The sequence below is a fragment of the Lysinibacillus sp. FN11 genome, from assembly GCF_024628845.1.
GTDB lineage: Bacteria > Bacillota > Bacilli > Bacillales_A > Planococcaceae > Lysinibacillus > Lysinibacillus capsici.
The window spans coordinates 1,688,319-1,710,145 of the sequence record NZ_CP102383.1 but is presented as its reverse complement, the minus strand read 5'-3'; the positions used below and the strand labels follow the sequence as shown (position 1 = coordinate 1,710,145).

General features: G+C 37.3%; 28 protein-coding genes and 2 pseudogenes. 10 read left to right on the top strand and 20 right to left on the bottom strand.

Translation table 11 applies throughout. The features are described 5' to 3' along the window. Nucleotides 1–41: 41 nt before the first annotated feature. Nucleotides 42–1,211, bottom strand: a complete 1,170-nt coding sequence (gene ccsB / locus NP781_RS09150; protein WP_112118749.1) for a c-type cytochrome biogenesis protein CcsB — start codon at nt 1,209–1,211, stop codon at nt 42–44. Between the two features lie 343 nt (nt 1,212–1,554). Here ccsB and NP781_RS09145 point away from each other — a divergent pair, with 343 nt between their 5' ends. Beyond that, nucleotides 1,555–2,292: a class I SAM-dependent methyltransferase gene (locus NP781_RS09145; protein WP_257522084.1), complete on the top strand. Its 738-nt coding sequence runs from the start codon at nt 1,555–1,557 to the stop codon at nt 2,290–2,292. A gap of 14 nt (nt 2,293–2,306) precedes the next feature. On the opposite strand, the gene NP781_RS09140 is transcribed toward NP781_RS09145, so the two are convergent. Genes NP781_RS09140 through NP781_RS09130 form a run of 3 tightly spaced genes read right to left on the bottom strand, consistent with a single transcriptional unit; the run spans nt 2,307 to nt 3,810 of the window. Beyond that, nucleotides 2,307–2,741 carry a GNAT family N-acetyltransferase gene (locus NP781_RS09140; protein ID WP_221682304.1) on the bottom strand — a complete coding sequence of 145 codons (435 nt, stop codon included), beginning with the start codon at nt 2,739–2,741 and terminating at the stop codon, nt 2,307–2,309. Beyond that, entirely contained in the window at nt 2,738–3,220 is a 483-nt protein-coding gene (locus NP781_RS09135) for a GNAT family N-acetyltransferase (RefSeq protein WP_373880552.1), read from the bottom strand. Before NP781_RS09135 ends, NP781_RS09140 begins: the two co-directional genes overlap by 4 nt. A gap of 2 nt (nt 3,221–3,222) precedes the next feature. After that, a complete protein-coding gene (locus tag NP781_RS09130) occupies nt 3,223–3,810 on the bottom strand; it encodes an SMI1/KNR4 family protein (RefSeq protein WP_221682306.1) in 588 nt (195 codons plus the stop codon). Between the two features lie 200 nt (nt 3,811–4,010). On the opposite strand from NP781_RS09130, the gene NP781_RS09125 reads away from it, so the two are divergent. Then, a complete protein-coding gene (locus tag NP781_RS09125; RefSeq protein WP_221682307.1) occupies nt 4,011–4,562 on the top strand; it encodes a GNAT family N-acetyltransferase in 552 nt (183 codons plus the stop codon). Nucleotides 4,563–4,613: 51 nt separating this feature from the next. Here the strand turns inward: NP781_RS09125 and NP781_RS09120 are convergent, their stop codons facing one another. Then, on the bottom strand, nt 4,614–5,171 hold the full coding sequence (locus NP781_RS09120; RefSeq protein WP_257522082.1) for a histidine phosphatase family protein: 558 nt from the start codon (nt 5,169–5,171) through the stop codon (nt 4,614–4,616). An 897-nt stretch (nt 5,172–6,068) separates the two neighbouring features. Between NP781_RS09120 and NP781_RS09115 the strand changes: the two genes are divergently transcribed. Both NP781_RS09115 and NP781_RS09110 read left to right on the top strand, forming a co-directional pair. Next, nucleotides 6,069–6,239 carry an aspartyl-phosphate phosphatase Spo0E family protein gene (locus tag NP781_RS09115; RefSeq protein WP_004230265.1) on the top strand — a complete coding sequence of 57 codons (171 nt, stop codon included), beginning with the start codon at nt 6,069–6,071 and terminating at the stop codon, nt 6,237–6,239. 172 nt (nt 6,240–6,411) lie between these two features. Beyond that, nucleotides 6,412–6,882, top strand: a complete 471-nt coding sequence (locus NP781_RS09110) for a hypothetical protein (protein ID WP_257522081.1) — start codon at nt 6,412–6,414, stop codon at nt 6,880–6,882. 124 nt (nt 6,883–7,006) lie between these two features. Here NP781_RS09110 and thrS read toward each other — a convergent pair. From thrS to NP781_RS09065, 9 genes and pseudogenes are all read right to left on the bottom strand, one after another. Further along, nucleotides 7,007–8,922 (bottom strand): annotated as a pseudogene (gene thrS, locus NP781_RS09105) (threonine--tRNA ligase). A gap of 377 nt (nt 8,923–9,299) precedes the next feature. Continuing rightward, complete coding sequence (locus NP781_RS09100; RefSeq protein ID WP_257522080.1) at nt 9,300–9,530, bottom strand: hypothetical protein; 231 nt, start codon at nt 9,528–9,530, stop codon at nt 9,300–9,302. Between the two features lie 14 nt (nt 9,531–9,544). Further along, the gene (locus tag NP781_RS09095) at nt 9,545–9,901 is read right to left on the bottom strand and encodes a hypothetical protein (RefSeq protein WP_257522078.1); all 357 of its coding nucleotides are present in this window, start codon (nt 9,899–9,901) and stop codon (nt 9,545–9,547) included. A gap of 11 nt (nt 9,902–9,912) precedes the next feature. Further along, on the bottom strand, nt 9,913–10,509 hold the full coding sequence (locus tag NP781_RS09090; protein WP_257522077.1) for a hypothetical protein: 597 nt from the start codon (nt 10,507–10,509) through the stop codon (nt 9,913–9,915). Between the two features lie 122 nt (nt 10,510–10,631). Further along, entirely contained in the window at nt 10,632–11,138 is a 507-nt protein-coding gene (locus NP781_RS09085; protein WP_257522076.1) for a hypothetical protein, read from the bottom strand. A gap of 123 nt (nt 11,139–11,261) precedes the next feature. Beyond that, nucleotides 11,262–11,726 (bottom strand): hypothetical protein, encoded by a 465-nt coding sequence (locus NP781_RS09080; RefSeq protein WP_257522075.1) that lies wholly within the window; start codon nt 11,724–11,726, stop codon nt 11,262–11,264. 47 nt (nt 11,727–11,773) lie between these two features. Then, a complete protein-coding gene (locus NP781_RS09075) occupies nt 11,774–12,259 on the bottom strand; it encodes a GNAT family N-acetyltransferase (RefSeq protein ID WP_257522074.1) in 486 nt (161 codons plus the stop codon). 15 nt (nt 12,260–12,274) lie between these two features. Continuing rightward, nucleotides 12,275–12,622, bottom strand: a complete 348-nt coding sequence (locus tag NP781_RS09070; RefSeq protein WP_016993931.1) for a DUF3147 family protein — start codon at nt 12,620–12,622, stop codon at nt 12,275–12,277. Further along, nucleotides 12,622–13,020 (bottom strand): MarR family winged helix-turn-helix transcriptional regulator, encoded by a 399-nt coding sequence (locus tag NP781_RS09065; RefSeq protein ID WP_131520412.1) that lies wholly within the window; start codon nt 13,018–13,020, stop codon nt 12,622–12,624. The genes NP781_RS09070 and NP781_RS09065 overlap by 1 nt, the downstream gene beginning before the upstream one ends. 291 nt (nt 13,021–13,311) lie before the next feature. Here NP781_RS09065 and NP781_RS09060 point away from each other — a divergent pair, with 291 nt between their 5' ends. Continuing rightward, nucleotides 13,312–13,563: a hypothetical protein gene (locus NP781_RS09060; protein WP_257522073.1), complete on the top strand. Its 252-nt coding sequence runs from the start codon at nt 13,312–13,314 to the stop codon at nt 13,561–13,563. On the opposite strand, the gene NP781_RS09055 is transcribed toward NP781_RS09060, so the two are convergent. Together NP781_RS09055 and NP781_RS09050 are read right to left on the bottom strand one after the other, a co-directional pair. Next, entirely contained in the window at nt 13,539–14,513 is a 975-nt protein-coding gene (locus NP781_RS09055) for an HD domain-containing protein (protein ID WP_257522072.1), read from the bottom strand. The two genes, NP781_RS09060 and NP781_RS09055, sit on opposite strands and share 25 nt — an antisense overlap. Then, nucleotides 14,503–15,150 (bottom strand): class I SAM-dependent methyltransferase, encoded by a 648-nt coding sequence (locus tag NP781_RS09050; RefSeq protein ID WP_257522071.1) that lies wholly within the window; start codon nt 15,148–15,150, stop codon nt 14,503–14,505. The genes NP781_RS09055 and NP781_RS09050 overlap by 11 nt, the downstream gene beginning before the upstream one ends. A gap of 1,060 nt (nt 15,151–16,210) precedes the next feature. Between NP781_RS09050 and NP781_RS09045 the strand changes: the two genes are divergently transcribed. Next, nucleotides 16,211–16,864 carry a FusB/FusC family EF-G-binding protein gene (locus NP781_RS09045; RefSeq protein ID WP_221682322.1) on the top strand — a complete coding sequence of 218 codons (654 nt, stop codon included), beginning with the start codon at nt 16,211–16,213 and terminating at the stop codon, nt 16,862–16,864. A gap of 202 nt (nt 16,865–17,066) precedes the next feature. On the opposite strand, the gene NP781_RS09040 is transcribed toward NP781_RS09045, so the two are convergent. Both NP781_RS09040 and NP781_RS09035 read right to left on the bottom strand, forming a co-directional pair. Continuing rightward, the gene (locus tag NP781_RS09040) at nt 17,067–17,327 is read right to left on the bottom strand and encodes a hypothetical protein (RefSeq protein ID WP_257522070.1); all 261 of its coding nucleotides are present in this window, start codon (nt 17,325–17,327) and stop codon (nt 17,067–17,069) included. A 120-nt stretch (nt 17,328–17,447) separates the two neighbouring features. Then, complete coding sequence (locus NP781_RS09035; RefSeq protein WP_257522068.1) at nt 17,448–17,900, bottom strand: HTH domain-containing protein; 453 nt, start codon at nt 17,898–17,900, stop codon at nt 17,448–17,450. Nucleotides 17,901–17,963: 63 nt separating this feature from the next. On the opposite strand from NP781_RS09035, the gene NP781_RS09030 reads away from it, so the two are divergent. Beyond that, nucleotides 17,964–18,104, top strand: coding sequence for a hypothetical protein (locus tag NP781_RS09030; protein WP_221682324.1), 141 nt, complete (start codon nt 17,964–17,966; stop codon nt 18,102–18,104). Between the two features lie 12 nt (nt 18,105–18,116). Here NP781_RS09030 and NP781_RS09025 read toward each other — a convergent pair whose 3' ends face one another. Then, nucleotides 18,117–19,016, bottom strand: a complete 900-nt coding sequence (locus NP781_RS09025; protein WP_221682325.1) for a TetR/AcrR family transcriptional regulator — start codon at nt 19,014–19,016, stop codon at nt 18,117–18,119. A 193-nt stretch (nt 19,017–19,209) separates the two neighbouring features. Between NP781_RS09025 and NP781_RS09020 the strand changes: the two genes are divergently transcribed. Then, entirely contained in the window at nt 19,210–19,623 is a 414-nt protein-coding gene (locus NP781_RS09020; RefSeq protein WP_257522067.1) for a gamma-type small acid-soluble spore protein, read from the top strand. 126 nt (nt 19,624–19,749) lie between these two features. Here NP781_RS09020 and NP781_RS09015 read toward each other — a convergent pair whose 3' ends face one another. Further along, a complete protein-coding gene (locus NP781_RS09015; RefSeq protein WP_257522066.1) occupies nt 19,750–20,274 on the bottom strand; it encodes an RrF2 family transcriptional regulator in 525 nt (174 codons plus the stop codon). A gap of 170 nt (nt 20,275–20,444) precedes the next feature. Between NP781_RS09015 and NP781_RS09010 the strand changes: the two are divergent. Continuing rightward, a pseudogene (locus NP781_RS09010) lies at nt 20,445–21,085 on the top strand (FMN-dependent NADH-azoreductase). Between the two features lie 14 nt (nt 21,086–21,099). Beyond that, nucleotides 21,100–21,537, top strand: coding sequence for a carboxymuconolactone decarboxylase family protein (locus NP781_RS09005; RefSeq protein WP_257522065.1), 438 nt, complete (start codon nt 21,100–21,102; stop codon nt 21,535–21,537). Nucleotides 21,538–21,827 lie beyond the last annotated feature (290 nt).

Here is a 21,827-nt window from a genome sequence, read left to right as displayed (position 1 = left end):
CTCACTCAGGATCACTTTGGAGTCACGAATCCCCCTTTTAGCTAGGCATAGGAGTGTAAGCCGGCAATGACTAGATTGACAAATACTTGGTTAAACACAATAATGCCGAAGCCGATAATGGCCAACCAGGCTGTTTTTTCCCCTTCCCAGCCTTTGGATAGGCGGAAATGGAGGAAGGCAGCGTAGAATAAAAAGGTAATTAATGCCCACACCTCTTTCGGGTCCCAGCCCCAATAGCGACTCCAGGCAATTTGCGCCCAAATCATGGCGAATAGCAGGCCACCTAATGCAAATAATGGGAAGCCGATAACAACAGCCCGATAGGAAATTTCATCCATTAATTGTGGCTGTACGCGGCTTGTCCATGGCTTTAATAAGGCACTCACTGATTTTCTTGTGATGAATCGAATGACACCATATAAAATAGTCCCCACGATAAATGCCCAGACAATCGAGTTTAATTTCTTGGCATCTATTTTATTTGTGATTTCCACACCACCGATTGCTTCGCCCTTTTCGGTGACGGCTCCTTTACTTACAATCAGGGGCATCATGGAGTAAGTAGCTTTTTCCTGCTGTCCCTGTGCATTATCGAATTGTACCTGCACCTCTTCTGTGGCAAGGCTGAAAAAAGTAGATACGCCGATAAAGCCAATGACAACCACCAAACAATACAATACAAACTCAAGCCCATATGTACTGATAGATTTTTTGGAAACATCCAGCGTTCTTAATAAATAAATTAAACCTGTAGCAAAGGATACAGATAAAATGGCACTAGAAAAGGCCACAGTCATGACATGAATCGTTAACCAGTGACTTTGTAATGATGGAACAAGCGGCGATACTTCCTTCGCAAAAACGCTTCCATAACCAAGGATGATTAAGGATACAGGAATAGTGAATAAGCCAACCACGATTTGCTTATATAAGAAATGGATAATTAAGTAACTTCCTGTAAGCATGATGCCAAAGAACGTCATAAATTCATACATATTACTGACAGGCGCATGGTCAACCGCCACCCATCTGACAACAAAGTACACGAGCTGTAGGGCAAAGGCTATATAAGTGAGCAATAGGCCTAGCTTACCGAATGTTTTTCTCTTTGATTTGACTGCTAGCCCTAATGGCACAATAGCAATGAGTAGTAGAATAAAGGCAATAAATAAGGCATTGCTACTAATGGATAATAAACTTTCTTGATTCAATAGAATCCCTCCAACGTCTCTTTTTCGGAATATGCTTCCAAATACTAAGAACGTTATAGCGTGTGAGAAGTGCCATGTTTTCCCTTTAAATATATTTATTTTTTCGAATTGTTACATTTTTATGACATAGAAATGAGGATGTGCTTGGTAGGATCAATCATTATGTAGAGGGAACGATAAAATACCCCATTAAATGGAAAACGACTGTATCAAAAAATGGTATGCCTCTATCTACATCTTACAAAAAATTGTAATAAAAGTCTATTTCTTTTTCTATCTACATGGGACAATAATGATGCGCACAAATGACATAACGTTATGTTTCATAAACTGGAGGCTTTTAATGAAACAAAATATTTATGATAATCCGATATTTTTTCATCACTACAAGACATTGAGACAAAAAGAAACTAATTATAACCGTCTTTTGGAGCAGCCCACGATGAAGGCTTTACTTCCACCTTTGACAAATTTACAGGTACTCGATATTGGCTGTGGTATGGGGGATTTCGCCAAGTATTGTATCGACCATCAAGCCAAGCACGTAACCGCATTAGATGTTTCGAGCAATATGCTGTCCGTCGCTAAACAGGAGCATGCCCACCCACAAATTGACTATCAGCTACAGGCAATAGAGGATTATGAAGCTCCTTCGGCTAGCTTTGATTGTATAACCAGCTCCCTATCTCTTCATTATGTCAAAGATTTCGATGCGGTCATTGGTCAAATTGCTCACATGCTTCGTCCTAACGGTGTAATTATTTTCTCGGTGGAGCATCCTATTGCTACAGCTCGTCATACAACGGATGATAATTGGGTATATGACGACAATCTTCAACGTCTACATTACGCTGTGGATCATTATCAGGAAGAAGGCTTGCGTGAGCAAACATGGTTGGTGGATGGTGTTGTTAAATATCATCGCACCATAGCGACGCTGGTCAATACATTGATTGCTCATGGATTAACGATTGATAGTATTGTAGAACCAATTCCAAGCACAGCAGCCATTCAACAGCTTCCTTCTATTGAAAAGGAGCTACGCAGGCCATCCTTTTTATTCATCAAAGCGAAAAAATAAACGAAAGCCTCACCCTATGTTTGTGGTGAGGCTTGTTTCATATAAATAATTTCTGGGTCTCCCTCATCCAAATTGTCGATAAAACCGCTTTTGACAAAGCCTAGGTTATGAAAAAGCTGGTGCATACGCCTATTGGACTGATTTGTAGAGGAGAAAACCTTTGCTGTTTTAGCCATTTGGATATAAGCGATCATTAAGGCAGAAGCGATCCCCTGTCTGCGCTCGGATGGCTTGACAATGACTAAGGAAATAAAGCTATAGCCAAAAAAGTCATTGCTAAATAACAAAAACCCCCCAACGGTATCGGTGGATTGGTATAGCAAACAGCGTTTCTCTTTAATAGCTTGCTGAATTTCTTCCACTCTGGATGAATCTCCAATCACTTCTTGATCGATTGTACAAAGCGCCTGTAAATGCTCCATTCTTGCTTCAATTACATTGTGGCTCAATTTTCAGCCTCCTTCATATAATAGCTCATCACCTTTAGCTCATCTCGAAGTCCCATTGCCTGTCTGCCTTCATCGACAAAGCCACATCGCTTATAAAGTTCTTGAGCAGCTCTATTTGGTACATTGACCCCAAGCACCAGCTCATTGATGTATGGGAAATGCTTGCGAACAAAGTCAGGCAATAATTGGAGTGCTGTCTTGGCATAGCCTTTGCCCTGCTCATAAAAATCAGTGGAAAAGGAACGGATTAATAGCGCCTGTTCATTGGAGGAGTAAGGCATCACCCCTTCTTTTTCATGTAAGACAAAGAACGTGACTAGCTTGTTACTGTCCATTGCTAAAATGGCATGCCGACTATTATCCTGCTTAGCAAGTGCAATGCTTTCTTTTGGAGACTTTGTATAGCGTAGCTGCTCTTTAGTTAGCGTGTATTGTTCTACTAAATTTTGTGCTTTGTCCTCATAGAACATGAGCTGCATAGTCACTCGAATTCCTCCTCGTAAATAGCGGTGAATTCATAGTCTCCCTCTATAAGTTGCTGTAAATAATCCTCAAACGAAGCTGCAATCACCTCAAAGCTATCAGGATCATGTACATAACGAACCACCTGGCCAACTTGTCCCGCTTCATTTGGCGTAAAATCAATATATAGGCTTGATGTTCCCCCATTATTCATACAATCTGCAAAGCAGAGCCGTTCATTTAACGGGACATGCATATTAATCTTTTCATCTACTTCCACATACGCTAAAAATTCCTGATAGCGCTCATAAATTGTTTCACGTTTGTCATGATAATCTTTCACGATTTGCTCCACCGACTTTAAATAATATGGATAATCCCCTAAATCAGAGCCTAGCACTAGAACACAGATCGTTTCTTGCCCATGCTGACAATAATATGTACCATTGACATCCTGTAATAGCTCCACCAAAACTTGTGGGCAGTTCGGAAATACTTCTAACAAGGCCTGAATTTGTGCCTCTGAAGCACCAAAAGCCTGTTGTAATTGTTGCTGCTCTTCTTGTGGTAAGTATTGTAATAAATTCGCAAAATATGTTGTGCGCATCTTAATCCCTCTCTCTCTTTAACTATGACATATTTTAGCATAATTTCTTCCATTCTCTTAGTCCCTCATGCTACTATGGAAGTATGCACAAAAAAGGGGTGGGTTTATGAGTGTGAAAGATGCAGTAGACGTGAAAATATTACCAACAATCGTAGGGTTGTAACGCTACTTGCAGCCCTTATACAAGGGAGAATATAATAATGGAAAACTATTTGACAACATTTTTAACAGGGCAATCGATCACTTTACAGCAAATGACTGCTGCTGACCTAGAGGCTTTTATAGCAATCGAAAGCGAATTCACCTCTTTACTACTTGCTAATGATGAGATTCCCTTTCCACAAACTGTAGAGGATCACACCGCTTTCTTTAACAGTATCAGCGGAAAGAAGGAGGAATACTTTTTCGGTATCTATGAAAAAGCGTCACATCAGTTAATAGGCTCCTGTGGCGTTTATGCAGTGAATTGGCAAAATAGCACTTGCTCAGTGGGCATTTCAATTGGGAAAGAGTGGCACGGCAAGGGCTATGGCACGGATGCAATGAAAACGCTTATTGATTTTATCTTCCAATATATAGCTATTCAGAAAATCAAGCTTCAGGTTTTTAGCTTTAATCCAGCAGCTATTCGCTCCTATGAAAAATGTGGCTTCACAAAAGAAGGCATTTTACGCCAAGAAATCTTCCGCTTCGGTACATTCCATGACGTAGTTTTATTTGGCCTCTTACGCTCGGAATGGGAGAGGAACTAACTAAATAGCACAACAGAGATACTATGATCGCTGTAGTATCTCTTTTTTTGTTCAGTCCTCTTGCCACACGCGTGTTACTTCCTGTAAGGATAGACCTTGAAAGGCTAATCGATAGATATCTGGCATACTTAACGTTTGCCAAAATGCATAATCGTACTGGGCATCAAAATATTGCATCATCAATGCCATGATATTACCATGTGTACCGATAACGACAGACTCCTCTTGATGAGTAAGAAGGATGCGCTGCAAACTTGGAATGGCACGAGCCATCGCCTGTTGATTGGACTCTCCACCTGCCCATGCAAAGCTTGGCTCCTGCCACACCCGTTGCACTGCTGCATGAAAATCCTCCAGCTTCCCAGTAGCAAGTTGTCTTTCTTTTAAAGCATCTATCGTTTGGATGGGTAAATGACGCGCCTGTGCAATCCCCTCCACTGTTTGAATGGCTCTTCGATAGGGACTAGCATAAACGGCATCGATTCGATAATGCTTCAAAAGATTTGTGACACGCTCTGCATCCCTTTGTCCCTGAGCAGATAGTGGACGATGATATTCATCCTCTGAATAATGAGCATGTGCGTGTCTAACAAAATAAATTTCAGTCATCTGTTTCTCCTCTTTAATATTAACTAAATGAATCTACCAAATTTCCTCTTGCTATTGCAGGGTGTATGTTTTGCTGTAGCGCTGACTCCCAACGGAAATTTCCAGTTGAACGACCTGTAAATCAGGGGTGCTCGATTCATTAATAGCTATTCGATCATAAAATCTATAAGAAAATACGTAATTGAATCCGTTAAGTATTGCTTAAACAATTCTTTTGTGGGGAAATGCATCATGGCTATCAGTCATTGCAAATCATGAGGTTCCTCCACTAAATCAAACATAATGAGCAGTATTTCCTCTATTTGAAGAGGTTTGTAAAAGACGAATCTTACCGGCCTTTAAGAAAGCTTAATAGGTCTCTCTTTTTCCAAAGATAAATTCGCTTCATCACCTCTTCTCTTACCCATTATTCCATTAATTTCAAAAATTCTCAACATTTCACCATAGACAATGAAATGTCCCCATTTCTAAACAACAAAAAAGGGAATTTGCTAAAATGTGACAAGATATGAATTCCGCGCTTAATTATCGGAAAATTCAATCTCCAATCACAACTTTTTTCTTAGTATAAAAGACTTAATACCGCTCTGTTTTCCCCTTAATATTTTCTAAAACAAAGAATGTGAATAACCCTATCCAGCGCATGAATAGGGTTTTAAGTCATGTATTAAATTCTATAAAAGGGGAATTACACAGTAATTTTTATCTATAATACATAAAAAATTTCAATCAATCTAAATAGTATGAAGTACCTTATCTATGACTAAATTACGAATTTGAGAAACGATACACAATATGACATTTTTTTTAATATAAGTGATATACAATGAAAAAGTTGAATCGAGGTCATAAAAATTTATTTCAAGAATATGGATAAAAAATTAGGAGGAAAATATCTTGGTTAACTTATTACTTAAACAATTCTTGAAGGCGGAAATTGAGATCAAACGAAGAATTATGTATAAAAAAGCAAAGGATCTTGGTTTCACCCACCCTATTGTAGTAGATTACAGTCAAGAATTGGATGTCTTACTTAATAGATATTTAAAACAAGCACAAGCTTCCTAATCATAACGAGGCATATAATAGAAGAAAGTATAGATATGATAAAGCCAGGCCATGTTTTATTGGCTGGTTTTATCAGGGATGATACATGCATTCACCTAGCCATTTCTCAGAATGTATAGAGAATGAAAAAGTAGGCGATGTTTTTGATAAGAAAACATTTGGAGGTTGAATGATGCACGTATTCATCTTAACTTTTATGGTTGTTTCCAAAATATTAATGCCACCTCAACATTCAGTAGACCATACAACACCCACACTTTGCACACCAACTGAAATAAATACACTATATCAATATCCAAACAACCAATTTCAATCGTTTCGTGATGAGGACAAATTTTATCAGCAGCTTAATCGTGCGATTTATGAGGAATATACCAATGCTTCATTGAATATTCGTCAAAAGATGGCTTTTAAAGATGTAGCAAATGCGACAAAACGTTTTTATTTACAAACAGATGGTAAACAGGAAACAATAGACCTCTCTCAACATACTTTTATTCATCCCAATCGACAAGTTTATTTTTTAGCATCCTTTCAGCACAATACCGATGAATCCTATCGCAAATTTCTTGTCATCGACGCTGAAACACAAGAAGTAATACTGGGACATTCGCATTTTCAAGAAAGTTCCAAGCACCTTTAATTCATTATATGCACACCATGTAGATTCTAGTAGTCATTTCAAAAAAATAGAAGTAAAAATTTCTTAACATTTAAAAAGCTTGCGATGAATGACGAACATGCATCGCAAGCTTTCTTTACTTGAATTAAGCTAAACTTTTTTGTTGAATGGCTGCTGTGACTTCTACTATTAATTGCTGTAGTGACTTATCAGTGGAATTTTGCTGACCATGTCTGCGAACAGCTACAGTTTGGTTGGCAACCTCACGATCACCGATAACCACAATATATGGTATTTTTTGCAATTGGGCTTCTCGTATCTTTTTGCCGAGCTTTTCTTGGCGATCATCTAATTGCACACGGATTTCTGCCTGTTGTAAAGCTTCAACAACTTGCTTGGCATAGCCTTGATGTGCCTCTGCTACCCCAATCACTTGGACTTGCTGTGGTGCCAGCCAAGTTGGAAATGCTCCGCCAAAATGCTCGATTAAAATACCTAAGAAGCGATCAATTGAGCCAAACACTGCACGATGGATGACAACAGGTCTCACCCTTTCATTGTGCTCATTAATATACGTTAAATCAAATTTCTCTGGTAGCTGGAAATCAAGCTGAACCGTTGCGCATTGATGACTGCGCTGAATCGCATCTTTAATATGGATGTCAATTTTCGGTCCATAGAAAGCCCCGTCCCCTGCATTAATTGTATAGGCAATGCCTAAATTGTTTAGGACATTTTCAAGTGCTGCTTCTGCTTGATCCCACAGTGCCAAATCACCCATATAATCATCTGGTCGTGTCGATAATTCAATCGTATACGCAAATCCAAAGACGTTGTACACTTCATCTATAATCTTTAAGGCCAGTGCAATTTCATCCTCAATTTGCTGCGGTGTGGCAAAAATATGGGCATCATCCTGACAAAAAGTTCGTACACGTAACAGACCATTCAAGGCACCACTAAACTCATGTCGGTGCACTTGCCCAAATTCTGCCATACGTATTGGTAAATCTCGATAGGAATGTAAGGCATTTTTGAAAATCAGCATATGCCCAGGACAGTTCATCGGCTTTAAGGCAAAGCTTTGGTCATCTACCTGTGTAAAATACATATTGTCCTTATAATGATCCCAGTGACCTGACTGCTCCCATAAGCGTTGGTTCATCATCAGCGGTGTTCGTACTTCCCTATAATCATATTTTGCTTGTAAATGTCGCAAATACGATTCTAGTTCATTGCGTAAAATTTGACCATTGGCTAAATAGAAGGGCATGCCAGGTGCTTCCTCTGAAAACATAAATAACGATAACTCTTTTCCTAGCTTACGATGATTCCGTTTTTCTGCTTCCTCCAAAAGACAAAATGATCGTGAAGTTCTTCCTTTGTCGCAAAGGCAACGCCATAAATACGCTGAAGCATTTGATTATTGCTATCGCCTCGCCAGTAAGCGCCTGACACATGCATTAATTTAAAATGCTGTAATTTGCCTGTAGACAGGACATGTGGACCACGACATAAATCATAAAACTCTCCCTGCTCATAAATCGTAACTAGCTCATCTGCAGGAATTGCCTCCAACAGTTCGAGCTTTAACGCATCATGGGCGAATAATCGCTTCGCTTCTTCACGTGAAACCTCGCGTCTATGAACCGGTATATTTTCTTGAACAATTTGTTTCATTTTCTTTTCAATTTGCTGCAAATCACTCGGTGTCAGTGTATCGGCAATATCTATATCATAATAAAAGCCATTTTCAATGACTGGTCCTACCCCAAATTGTGCATGTGGGTAAAGTCGTTTAATTGCCTGAGCGAATAAATGGGCCGTAGAATGGCGAATGACCTCGATCCCTTCCTTGGAGCTTGCATCGTACAATGTAATTTGTGCATCTTCCATAATCGGGCGCGTCAAATCAATGATGGTTCCATTAGCACTCCCTGCGACTGCCTTTTTGCGAAGCTCTGGACGAGTCGCTTGTGCAATATCGGTTAGTGTCACACCTTTTGTAAATGCTTGTTGTTGGCCATCTGGAAATTGAATGTGAATACGTTGATTTGACATGTTCTCTACTCCTTTTTAATAATAAAATCAATTACACCTTGGCATAATTGTGTAGATAAAAAAAACACATATCCGTCCCTACTAAGGGACGAGTATGTGTTGTTTACCCGTGGTTCCACCCAAATTCCCACTAGTTTATAAGCTAGTGGCTCATTGAATTTGCAGTAACGCCGCAAAAAACGGTGCAAGTTTCCAAGCACGGCTCCAAGGTAGTAAGATGGGATTACGACATTAGGAAGCTTGCAGCCAAGGCCTCCCTCTCTAAAAATGGTTAATCGCATCTCTTGTCCTTATCATTGCCCATTTCATTTTGTATGAAATTGTTAATTACTATAACGAATAGTGAATTCTTTGTCAAACCCTAAAAATGAAAAAATTTAGCGACGGACTTGCAATGGACGTTCTGGACGTTGTACACAGTAGTGACAATTCGGGTCATCACATGCCGCCTCTTGCCACTCATTACACATCGCACAAAAATAACTATCGAACGTGTCATCATAGATGATGGAATTTTGACAACTCGGGCATTGTTGATTCTTTTGAATCGTACCGCTGATCTCTAGCACATCAATAATCACTATATCTTCGCGCTGTTCAATTCGCATTTTATTATTACCTCCTAATAATTTTTCACTTCTAAGGTCTCATCTTCAGATTGCCATTCTACATGGATCATTGGCTTTGTTTCTCGTTTAAAGATTTTCTCACTTTCTTTTTTTGTGAAGGAATAATAGCCATCTTTATTTAACTGAACATCACTTAAATTTTGGGATTCTTTTGTCCCCTCAATCGTAATTTCTAAAGGCCCCAAATCATCATCATCTCCCAGATAAAATAAGCGTAAGCCCACCTCACCATTACTATGATAGATGGCTTTCCAATGCTCACTTTTGGCGATATAATGTATCTCCTGCTTGGGGCTTTGACAAGCTGTCAATAGGATGATGAGGACAAGTGAAAACATCCATTTTCTCATTAAATATCCCCCTAACCTTGTATGGTGACAGCCCATCCTGTCGGCTTTTCTTCAAAGGCATCCTCGTATTCTGTAAAAACAAAGTGAAGTCCCCTTAAATCATCTGGCAAGGGTGGTGTCACCACATACGTACTGCTTTCATGTCCATTTGAGCCACCTGTACCTTTACTTCGGCATTCATAGGACGCATCAATGTATAGACCAAAATGATTTCGTTGTAATTTTTGCTGAATCGTTAGCTGAGGTTCTTGCTGCTCATCCCAATCGATTAATAATTGTACTACACTTGCATTGTCATATTGACGAACATAAGAAACCGTATACAAACGCTCTCCCTTTTCTACCGTTTTCAATATAGGGATATAGTGACGGAAGCCTGATGGTTCTACCTTTGAAGTATAGTATTTTTCTGATTTAATCAACTGGAAGAACAACGCTAAAAAAGTATCATCGAAACCATATTGCTGTGCCCATTTCGAAATGGTATCATCCGAAGGCAAGCCTGGAGTATGAGCAGCTTGCTCTTTTCGTTGCTGCAAAAGTGCACATATTTGCTCATCTATTGTGACAAGCCTTGAATCATTGTATTTGCTATGTTGTTCGGACATCTATATCCTCCTTCCTCCTGCAAGTCCTTCTTCTTTCTATACGTTATTTTCCTCAATTGGTTCCATAAACAGCCTATTTTTACTTGTAAATACCAAAAAAAGCTATCCAAAACATTGGATAGCTAGTTCGCTAGCATATCATTGTGCCAGCTAGCGGAGTCTGATAATTGATATGTAACCATATTGGCTGTCACAGCGAGAATAACACCCGCTCGGGACATATGAGAGGTATTTGGCTTTTCCAATACAAGGACCACGTAGCCCTCTCCACGTCCTTGCTCATCAAGCGCATTCGTCGCATTGATTTCAAAGGTGGAATACGTTTGCTCATTCGTCGCATACAGAAGTCGTTCTTCATCATACACGCCATGTTCTTTTAAATTATAGCTGACAGGCATCCACCCTTCAGACCATTCAATACTGCCTATCATTTCTCGTTTCCTTCTGGCAAGACGTCCAATGGAATACCTAAAATATATCTTCATAATCGCTTGATTGTCTTCATTTTTCCCTTCACAAGTGGCTGTCACTTCAAGCATAATATCATTTTTCGAAAGCTTTTTCATAAACACTAAAGCCACAGTGATAACACAGATAAATAGTACTATACCCAAGATGATAAATGCCATTAGGTCCCTCCTAGTATCACAATTGCTGTTAATACAATATTACCATGTTCTAGGAGAGATAGGAGCTTTTCACCAAACAATCTTAGGAATTGACACAGGCATAAAGGATAAGACAAAAAGCGATTATTTATTGGCTTGAAGCTCAACTGTAAGCGTAAAAGGTATTTTTAAGTATTCATAGTGTATCGTTACTTTCTGGTTGTTAGACGCTTGAACTTGAACAGCATAATGCTGCGGCTGCTCACCAATAGCTTGTTGATTTATGTATCTTTGAGGTACGATCGTTCGCTGTGCTAATTTATGAAAAGATAGTTGATCATTTCCCTCTAGCTTTGTTTCCGCCTCAAACGGTTCTGACTTACTTATTACAAGCTTCGCGCTATCAGAAGGCTGATCATTCACCAGTATTTGCTTCAGCTTAATTTCACGCAACCCTGTATTTTCAAGTGCGATGATTTTGATTGCTTCATTGCCTTGTTTGCTGGTATAGCTTTGAATAACAAGTGGTGGATTGCTCTTAAGATAAATCATAAAGATTGCTCCGACCACAAGCACACTCAGTAGTAAAATAAATAGTATTTTTTTCATACTTTCCCTCTCTTTCCTCCTCACCAGTATAGCAAAAACAACCTGACTTATTGACAGTCAAGTTGTTTTTGTAAACGTATTTCATCTCGTATTGGAATACCATCATTACCAATGAGCGGGATAGAAGGTTTATAGGCTCTTGCTTTTTCAACTGCATTACGTAGTATTTCTATTAAACAATAGCCACGTTTTTGATAGAATTTTAATGCATGTAAATTATCGTTTGTTGTAATAAGTGATATGCTTGTACAGCCCTGCTCCATTGCTGCTTGCTCTAGCGCATTCACAAGAGCAGAACCGATGCCTTTCCCCTCAACCGTACTATCTAAAGAAATGATTTCACCGTCCTCTTTTCGCACGATATAGGTGATTAAACCGATCATCATTTGTTGCTCATTCATAAAAGCAAAGCCCGCTAAATCACTACAGTCATAAATGCCACTGGAAATGACCATCTCCGTTGAACCCCAATGCTCCTGAAAAAATTCTCTTACAGTTTGTTTTGGTACTTCATGTATGGCAATAATCGTCATGTTATAAACTCCTTCTTAAATGGAAATATGAAAAACCCCTGCAATCGCTTTTTGTATGCCTAAAAATACAGCCCAGGACAGCACACCAAGACCAATAGCTAGTACAATATGTACGGAGGATTTCATCGCCATGTAAATCACAAATAGCATGCACATCGTTGCAGGCAAGCCAACGATAACGCCTACTGTAAAGCGTTGAATATGCTCACTCGACTCACTTTGCACGGTCAGCCAAATAATGCTTAAAATACTCACCAATGGCAACGCAGCAATAATGCCTCCATAGGTAGGGAATCGACGTGCAACCTCTGTCACAACGCCAATGATGGCTGCTGAACTCAAAATTTTAAAGAATGTATACATTATTTTGCCACCTCACTTAGACGTCGAAACGCCTGTAGAATGGCTTGCTGCTCCTGCTCAGTTAGCTGATTAAGGGCTTGCTGTAGCTTATCATCATCTAGCTCCGAGTTTTTCTTCAACACTTGTAGCCCTTCTGCTGTCAAATGTAGCATGACCTTACGCTGATCGTCACTTGCACGCTCCTTCATCACCCAGCCATGACGCTCTAGCTTTTTCACATGCTCTGATGCCGTATTAGGAGAAATATTTAGTAACCCTGCAATATCACGCACCGTCACTTCCGCTTCCTTTTGAATCATTTGCAAAATACGCACACTTTGATGGGAAATAACATCTTCATGGGTTGTATGTAGATGATAGAATATCGTTGTAAAATAATCATTTATATCTTTAATCATTGTAATAGCTCCTTTAATATATCGTTACACACGATTATATCGTATATCACGATATATTAAAAGCTACCTCGTTAAAGTTTATATTTTCAGATTTCGATAACCATCACTACTCACCCCTCCCAAAAATTCTATCTATTTTTCATAAACATCTATCTTTCTACGCTTCTTGCTAAATCGTATCAATGGGTACTTGTGAACACTTACGTTCTACAGTACTATTACTCTATTCTGAATTTAATTGAGGGCATCCTATGTTATACTTTCTCTATTTTTTAGTAGGTGGCACAAAATATGAAAGAAGATACCTTTCATACTGTTCTTCAAAACACGGTATTTGGAGCGGTTGGCATGCTATTATTTACTGCGCTCCCCTTCCTCCTGACAGGCTGGTTTAAACCAAGCATTTCTGTTATGAGCGCGCTCGCTATCTATGCCCTATTTATGCTTTCTGCAAATATATTTTATCCATGTTTGCCTAAAGAAAAGGAGCTGCCTTTTGACAGCTCCTCAATGATTGCCTACCCTTTGATTATTTTCACATAAACACCCTGCTCAAATCTTTCCAAAGCACAGACATTCATTCCTTGAACTTGGTTAGATACCTCGCTCGTCTTCCATAGTCGCTGTTGATGATAAATAGCTGGATCGATGAGTCGTACTTTATTACGAAAATGAATGTCATGATTCTCTTGTTCTTCTCTTACCTCTACATTTTCATGTAATTGTTGTAAAAGAGCTTGAACGTCTCGATCATGTGAATCCTTCACCAGCTGCAATACCTCATGATCAGTCTTTAGGAAATCTTCAAGCGTTAGAATTTGTTTTGCTAGCGACAGTTTTAATACATTCGCTAACGAACTAGTCGCATAGATATTTAAAGGGTGCAAGAAAAAATCTAACACTTCCTGATAATAAATTTTTACAAACCATTCTGCACATTCAATCGTTTTAACACACAATTTCCCCTGAAAAACGAATAAGTCCTGTAAAAATTTTTGGATATCTTCCAAGGCTAAATTTCCATAAAAATACATATCTCTTAATGTATAATCTATACGATCCGCACACAATGCTGGAGCAGGTTGTTCAAGTAACGACCATCTGGATGTATCAAGTATGTTCTCTACCTCGTAGCCATATTTTTCAAGAATCGCAGGTATCGAAGACTGTTTGATAACATCCATGAATATTGCTTCATGATAATCTTCCGCCTCATTTTCAAGGACCACATCCACAACATGGGAAAAAGCGGTATGGGACACATCATGTAATAAACCTGCCACCTGCTCCTGCAATGAACCGCCAAACTGTCGAATAAGCAGCATGACACCTACAGAATGCTCAAATCTTGAAATAGTCCACCTGCTATTTACTAGAAAGCCTGCCCCAGCCTGATGAATTTCCTTTAAGCGTTGAACTGGCTTACTTACAATCAATTCCTCTAACAAACCATCTATTTCGAACTCCCCATATACGGGATCACTAATCAGCATTTATATTCTTCCGACTAATCACAAAAACTCCACCACAATGCGATAGTGGGTAAAAGGTTAACTCACAAATTTCCTGTAAGGCGACCTTTAGCTCCTCATGGACAAAGTAAAATTCATCCTCATCCCAGTATCCCTTGCTATCTTGACGACATTGCTCCAGCTGCTCTCTTGTCTGGAAAGCTACATCGCCAATTAAAATTTTCCCTGTTGGTGATAGGTGCTGTAATAATTGTGTGATATACAAAGCCTTTTGCTCATCTGTAAAATGATGGAGCGCATACGTACTAATAATCGCATCATAGGGCTGCTGCAATAGCTCCTGTGGCAAGCCATTCATTAAATCCCACTCCATTAAGTGAGCCTCTGGCATTTTTTCCTTGGCAATGGCAATCATGTTCGCTGAAAAATCAAAGCCATAAATTGAATGCCCATGTTCATAAAGCTTCGCCGTTAATATCCCTGTACCAAAGCCAATATCTAAAACAGTGGAAGCAGGAACAGCCATCACTTCATTGAAAATTTTATTTAAAATCGCTTTATAGCCTGCAAATGGATATTGATCCTTTTCCTCACTGTGTTGAACCGTTTGATCATATCCTTCGGCCCATAAATCAAAACCTTGTTTATTTAATAGCATAGTGCCTCCTACAATGTATAAATTCTCCAAGCATTCATTAATTTACGTTCAGTCATCTGTTTCATCATAAATCCCCCTTCATTAACCAATTCAGTCCATTATACCAATTTATTACCTTTCCAACAATTCAGAAAATAAACAGTGCTTTATCATTTATCAAATTGTCAAAAGCTGTTTTAATAACGATATTTATTTAAATTACAATAAACATTTTGGATAATGTTTCAATAAAAATTCCCAAAACATTACCACACTCCACTTTCTACGATATAATAATTATATTGGGTAGTTAAAATATAAAAAGGCGATGACTTAATGCAAGGTACAAACAAAAAGGCGTTGTTATGGATTAGCATTATAATGAGCGTATTGTCCATCTTCTTTGCATCTTATGATTCTAACAAATTTGGAGCCCCATTCCCCTTTATAAGTTACATCGGTGAGTATGAGTTATCATCCGCAATTGCTTTATTTACTAAAAATGGCATTACTCAAATTCACTTTAATATACTTTATTTCTTTATAAATGTTACACTAATTTACTTTATCCTTTTTTACGGTAGAAATATAATTAATTCATTAAAATCAATTAAACAATCCTAATTCTTATACATCAAGATTACAAAAATTAGCCTAACAAAAGAAAAATGAATAGTATCCTACATATAATGAAGATGGAAATGATTGATTATAGACAAATAATTTCGTCTAATAAATTTGATGAACCTTTGCATCTTATCCCATTGTAAAGGGAGTAAATTTCAAAACAATTCAAGAGCAATTAGGGCAATCACATGTTACTATATCTATAGACACTTATAATTTTTAACAAATTAATGTAAATTGGTTGTCTGTTTAATTCAACCTATTATAAAATCCATATAAATCAACCTTTCCTTTAAAGGAGGGATCTAAATGATCGCATTCACTTGTAATGCATGCTCTAGAACGACTTCTTTAGGTCAAAGAGGTCAATATTAAGTTATAAACTAACAGAAATTGAATGATCTCTTTAGGCCAAAAAGTAATCAAATAGCCTAATAAACAGGAGAGATTTCAAATGGAACAACAAACAATTCAGCCGTTTTTAACGGTTGCCAACTATCATTTACTAGAACAGCAATTAAATAAAATTTTACATGCACTGACAACAACAAAGGATAAAAACGTTATCCTAGCAGTACGTGGCCTTGTTGATACGGAGGTAACAACAAAATTAGCATTATCAGAAGCAGAAACAATGCTGATTGACCAGCTTTTTGCTGTCACAGATCGTGCACAAGGTGATGCATTTTTAGAGCAATTAAAACCATATGTCATCCCGTTCAAGCCGGTGACCGCTAGTACGCTTAAAGCCATATTTAAAAAGGAAAAGAAGCTCAAGCTACCAAATCTAGAAGCACTCGATTTTCAGCAAATTTGTTATCTTGCTTGGGATGATGCTGGCACACATCGAAAATATGTTGTCCTTGAGCAAAATGGGCAGCTAAAAGGGATCAAAGGGATATTTGCTAATAACACGGTTCGCGGCATTTGTGCTATCTGTAATCGCCATTCAGATGTAGGCTTATTTACTACGTCCATTAAAGGACAGGTGGTAGGCACGTTTACCAACCACAGTAATTACATTTGTGCAGATAGTCAAACATGCAATGAACATGTTACGGATATGAACAGAACACTGGAATTTTTCGAGCGTATAACTCAAAAATAAATGAACGAAGGCAGAAATGTTGTGCAAGCAACATTTCTGCCTTTAAACTTTATTTAAAAGGTCAATTTTAGGGTATAGAGAAATGTTATCAGTTGGGATTACGATCAATAAATTTCTCTATTTCATCCGCTAATCCGTAGACAAGATGGAAATAGTGTTTTTCCGTCATGACACCCTTTTTTCGCCATTTTTGCATTTCTTCTTAATGAAATTGATAAAAATAGCCTTCTACATCTCTTCTAGCAATTCCTTTTTTCTCCGCCATCTCTGCAATAGAAAGACTTTTCCCCCACTCTTGGTCGTATTCCTGCACTGTCATGCCCAAAAATTTACTTATAGCTTCATAATCATATTTGACATGGTATACAAGAATACCTTCCTTATTTTCTTCAGCATATACGGTTGTAAAAAATAAGAAAACTACGATAAATAAAAGCATATACACTTTATTGCCATTTTTCATTTTGGAACCCCCATACTTTTTGAGGTTAATGTTTGTGGTTCTCGTCATTACTATATGAATGAAAACGTGGAAGTCATGAAGCTTTTATGCCAAGGAATGCTGTAATACCAGGTCTTGTCGTTAGTTATGTAATACAAAATGGAGCATGATACTATTCACGCAAATTTTCAATTCTACGTTCTTATCCATCGATAACGCTTGTCTAAAATCAATTAAGTCCTTTTCCTCTACATGAATCATTTTCGCGACACTATCCGTGGAAAACATGTATTCCTTGATGAGATCATTCAAAAGCAATGCGGCTCTTTCCCTTGCATCAAAGCCTTCAAAGCCAGCACATAACATAGCTATTTTTCGTTCAATCTTATCCAGCTGCTCCGTCGTAATGCTTCCCTTGTTATTCAATAAACTATCTAGCTCCTTCATTGGTAAATCAAATATTTTTGCAAGTTGCTGATGATTGAAACTAAATTTTTCAGCCACTTCTTGAATTTGCTGTTTCAGATAATCGTATCGGGAAATATTCGTGACAAAAGATACTTCTGCCCTATCCTTCAATTTTTTCACAGTCATAACCCTCTTTTCACAATTAATTATTCAAAATGAAACTATATTAAAAATCAGGACGCCATAAAAGTGGCAGTATTAATAAAAAAAACGGAAATCATAATGAAAGTGGTAGTGCTTTTAGGGGATAAAGACTTAATAACCCTCCCTAGAATTTTAGCCAACGAATTCAAAAGAAAAAACCAACTTTATGATAAAAAGCTGGTCTAGTCATTCAATCATTTATTGTGCCTTGCTGTTTTTCATCTTCATATAGAGCCAGAAAAGATTGGCTATTTCTTCAGCTTCATATTTATAAATTGTTTCAGCAAAAGAAGCACGAAATGGCTGTAACATGATCTCTAAAACACTCATGCGGGGTGTTTCTCTCTTCATTTCATCCAAAAGCAAGCTAGAAAGTTCGAGTGATTTTTGTGGAAGTTCGATTGTCGAGATTTTTTTACAAAATTTCTCTAATTTCTCTTGTATTTGTTCACTGGTGATGGACTTATAGGCTAAATCCTTTTCTAACAAAAACATTTCCTGTGGTTCTAATAAAATTTCTCCACTCTTAATCATTTCTGGGAGAAAACTTTCTACATATTTCAATGACCGAGTAACCACTTTTTTTAGATCTATCGTCATATTAGTAGCCAAATTCCAATAAAAAGATAAATATTGGAATGTGCCAAAAAAGACGACCGCACACTCATAATAATAGTGCTTTCCTTCTTCTCCATAAATATCATAGAATCTGTTTTTTAACCAGGTAATTTCATGAAAGCGATGTTCCGCAAGAATTTCTTGCAACTCTTCATCATGCAAAAAGGAGATTTCTCGAAATAAAGGCATTAAATTATATTTTTCTTTAATTTTTAATGTGGCGATTAATTGTTCAATTAAAACGTCAACATCATCTTTTTTCTTACCAACTAAAATTTCCTCTTTTAAAACATTTCGTTCTTGGCGATTTTGCTCTAATACGGCTTTCAGACATTCATTTTTAGATGAAAAATAATTATAAAATGTACCTTTCGAAATATTTGCCTTATCTAAAATATCCTGAACCGATGTATGCTGATACCCTTTTTCAGTAAATAATTGTAATGTTGATTCGATAACGATTTGTTTACGATCTTTCATACATTTCTCCAATCTCTAAACACAATAACGAACTGACTACAATTATACTAGGAAAACTAGATTTCTTAAACTATGTAAATTTGATGCAAGAGTCCTCATTCTGTAGTGCCAGTCCAAATCGGTTAGGTTTTTCTAAAATGTATGGATAGTAAAAAGCCTTCTGCACAGACTACTTTTCAGGAGGTGATATTTAATGGCGAATAATAACAACAACCAAAATTTCAACTCAAAAATTCCTAATGCAGCTCCAAACGCAATGAATTCAATGAATGTTGAATTCGGGAATGAGACTGATGTTAATCAAATCAGACAGCAAATTCAACAAGCTGAGGCTAAAAAGCAACAGGCTTCTGGTTCTATGAACGCAATGAAATCAATGAATGTTGAATTTGGGAATGAAACTGATGTTAACCAAATCAAACAGCAAATTCAACAAGCTGAAGCTAAAAAGCAACAGGCTTCTGGTTCTATGAACGCAATGAAATCAATGAATGTTGAATTTGGGAATGAAACTGATGTTAACCAAATCAGACAACAAATTCAACAAGCTGAAGCTAACAAAAAATTTGCTTCTGGTAAATTTGCAAACGAAAATAATTCAAAATAGCTTTCATTCAACATCCGCAGCCGGCATCCTTGCCGGTTTTTTGTTTCTCGGAAAATTTTAGTTGATTCCTTCAAGATAAAATTCTCGCTTTAGATGTTGATTCAAGTAAACCGAATTTACATACATCTACAATGATTCGATTGAAGTTATATCAATTTGTTTTTTTAAAAAATTTTTTGCTTCTTCTATTTGCTCCTTTGGTAGAGTCCGCAGTAATTCTTCTTCTAACCATGCTATTGTTTTGCTTCTTAAATAATTACGCATGTGTTCTTCCGCTTCCAGCATGACACTATTGATCGTACAGTTCGTTTGACTTGAACAAGATTCACACTTTTGTTTTTTATTTTGATAAGCAAAATTCGCTTTAATATTCTTACACTGAAATATCGGCTCTTCACCTTCAACAGCTCGCACAACATCCCAAAATGTAATATCCTCAGGCTTTCTATTGAGTCGATAACCCCCTTTTACGCCAGATACCGAGCTAACGATGCCTTCCTTGGACAATTTCCCTAAAACTTTTGAAAGATAGGTCTCCGATAATCCTTGAAATTCTGATAAATCCTTTATTCCTATACTTTCATTTTTCGGTACATCAATTAAATAAACAAGACTGTGTAGGGCATATTCAACCATCACACTATATTTCATTATTCCACCCTCTTAAAACATTTTGCTTACCATGATAGTAACACATTTTAGCAATACATAAATGAATCAGTTTGACAAACGAAAATGAAAAGTGTATATTGTAGACAAAGTTAATCAACGATTAAATTAATCGACGATTAGTAACAACTTTATTTAACCGGAGGATTTTTATGCGTAAACTACTTGTGATAAATGCACACCCTGAAGTGGAATCCAAGACATCTTTGAGCCTTCAAGTATTGGACCATTTTCTAGGGACATACAAAGAAAATAAACAGAATGATGAAGTAATTGAGCAAATTAATCTATATGAAGATGTTGTTCCGATGATAGATAAAGTTGTTTTAAGTGGCTGGGAACATTCTCGAAATGGAGATCCTTTGACACACGGAGAAAATGAAGTTTTGAAACGCATGAATGAAATTTTAGTTCAATTTAAAAGTGCAAATAAATACCTAATCGTGATGCCTTTGCATAATTTTAATATTCCTTCAAAGCTAAAGGATTATATGGATAACATTCTAATTGCGCGTGAAACATTCAAATATACGGAAAATGGTTCTGTGGGCTTATTAAACGATGGAAGGAGATGATTATCATACAGGCAAGTGGTTCAATTTATACAAATGACGATTGGTATACCGAAGTGGAGTATTCTTACAAATACCTTAAATCAATGTTTGCCTTTCTTGGCATGGAAGATGTTAATATTCTTCGTGTTCAAGGAACAGCCTTATTGAATACAGAAGATGTCTTACAAAATGCACTTTATCTAGCGGATCAATTATCAGTTGAATTAGCTAATAAATAATGGAGGGATTCACAATGACACAACGTATGAATTATTATGAAGTTGCACCAGATGCTATGAAGATAATGATGGAAATGGAAAAATACACTAAAAAAAGTAGTATTGAGAGAAAGCTTCGTGAGCTAATTAAAATTAGAGCTTCTCAAATTAATGGCTGTGCCTATTGCATCAATATGCACACTGCTGATGCTAAGAAAATGGGAGAGACTGAACAGCGTTTATACTGCATTAGCGCTTGGAGAGAATGTACTTTTTATTCAGATGCTGAAAAAGTAGCATTAGAATTAACGGAACATATTACGCTTATTCCAGATAAACGCGTTCCTGATGAATTATATAAACGTGTTCGCAAGCATTTTGATGAAAAGGCTTATGTCGATTTGGTTATCTTGATTAATCAAATTAACAGTTGGAATCGAATTTCTATTGCTATGGGCAATGTTGCGGAATAATAAATGGCTGCCTTAACAGGTAGCTATTTTTCTTATAGTAGTTTGATATCAATTTGAGTCGTACTTTCATCTGTCAGTCCCCCCTATCTCCCTTTAACAAAATGTAACTTTAGGAAATAAAAAAATTTCCCGGGTAAGCGCAAGAAAAGACAAATTCGATCCTACATTCCTCCATCAAACGACTGATTTCTTCATTATCTTGCTTTTAAAAATACTAACAGAAGGAATTATGGGGTAGTTTCCCTGTTCAATAATTATTTCCTGTTGAGTAGGTTCATCTTGAATACCTT

Bases quoted from the DNA above. Each gene is read 5' to 3' on its own strand.
- NP781_RS09120 (WP_257522082.1), bottom strand. From the start codon at position 5,171: ATGACTGAAATTTATTTTGTTAGACACGCACATGCTCATTATTCAGAG.
- NP781_RS09060 (WP_257522073.1), top strand. From the start codon at position 13,312: ATGAAAGAAGATACCTTTCATACTGTTCTTCAAAACACGGTATTTGGA.
- NP781_RS09100 (WP_257522080.1), bottom strand. From the start codon at position 9,530: ATGCGAATTGAACAGCGCGAAGATATAGTGATTATTGATGTGCTAGAG.
- NP781_RS09085 (WP_257522076.1), bottom strand. From the start codon at position 11,138: ATGGCATTTATCATCTTGGGTATAGTACTATTTATCTGTGTTATCACT.
- NP781_RS09045 (WP_221682322.1), top strand. From the start codon at position 16,211: ATGGAACAACAAACAATTCAGCCGTTTTTAACGGTTGCCAACTATCAT.
- NP781_RS09090 (WP_257522077.1), bottom strand. From the start codon at position 10,509: ATGTCCGAACAACATAGCAAATACAATGATTCAAGGCTTGTCACAATA.
- NP781_RS09130 (WP_221682306.1), bottom strand. From the start codon at position 3,810: ATGCGCACAACATATTTTGCGAATTTATTACAATACTTACCACAAGAA.
- NP781_RS09035 (WP_257522068.1), bottom strand. From the start codon at position 17,900: ATGACTGTGAAAAAATTGAAGGATAGGGCAGAAGTATCTTTTGTCACG.
- NP781_RS09025 (WP_221682325.1), bottom strand. From the start codon at position 19,016: ATGAAAGATCGTAAACAAATCGTTATCGAATCAACATTACAATTATTT.
- NP781_RS09005 (WP_257522065.1), top strand. From the start codon at position 21,100: ATGACACAACGTATGAATTATTATGAAGTTGCACCAGATGCTATGAAG.
- NP781_RS09125 (WP_221682307.1), top strand. From the start codon at position 4,011: ATGGAAAACTATTTGACAACATTTTTAACAGGGCAATCGATCACTTTA.
- NP781_RS09095 (WP_257522078.1), bottom strand. From the start codon at position 9,901: ATGAGAAAATGGATGTTTTCACTTGTCCTCATCATCCTATTGACAGCT.
- NP781_RS09065 (WP_131520412.1), bottom strand. From the start codon at position 13,020: ATGATTAAAGATATAAATGATTATTTTACAACGATATTCTATCATCTA.
- NP781_RS09135 (WP_373880552.1), bottom strand. From the start codon at position 3,220: ATGCAGCTCATGTTCTATGAGGACAAAGCACAAAATTTAGTAGAACAA.
- NP781_RS09075 (WP_257522074.1), bottom strand. From the start codon at position 12,259: ATGACGATTATTGCCATACATGAAGTACCAAAACAAACTGTAAGAGAA.
- NP781_RS09015 (WP_257522066.1), bottom strand. From the start codon at position 20,274: ATGAAATATAGTGTGATGGTTGAATATGCCCTACACAGTCTTGTTTAT.
- NP781_RS09110 (WP_257522081.1), top strand. From the start codon at position 6,412: ATGCACGTATTCATCTTAACTTTTATGGTTGTTTCCAAAATATTAATG.
- NP781_RS09040 (WP_257522070.1), bottom strand. From the start codon at position 17,327: ATGAAAAATGGCAATAAAGTGTATATGCTTTTATTTATCGTAGTTTTC.
- NP781_RS09050 (WP_257522071.1), bottom strand. From the start codon at position 15,150: ATGCTATTAAATAAACAAGGTTTTGATTTATGGGCCGAAGGATATGAT.
- NP781_RS09020 (WP_257522067.1), top strand. From the start codon at position 19,210: ATGGCGAATAATAACAACAACCAAAATTTCAACTCAAAAATTCCTAAT.
- NP781_RS09145 (WP_257522084.1), top strand. From the start codon at position 1,555: ATGAAACAAAATATTTATGATAATCCGATATTTTTTCATCACTACAAG.
- NP781_RS09070 (WP_016993931.1), bottom strand. From the start codon at position 12,622: ATGTATACATTCTTTAAAATTTTGAGTTCAGCAGCCATCATTGGCGTT.
- NP781_RS09055 (WP_257522072.1), bottom strand. From the start codon at position 14,513: ATGCTGATTAGTGATCCCGTATATGGGGAGTTCGAAATAGATGGTTTG.
- NP781_RS09080 (WP_257522075.1), bottom strand. From the start codon at position 11,726: ATGAAAAAAATACTATTTATTTTACTACTGAGTGTGCTTGTGGTCGGA.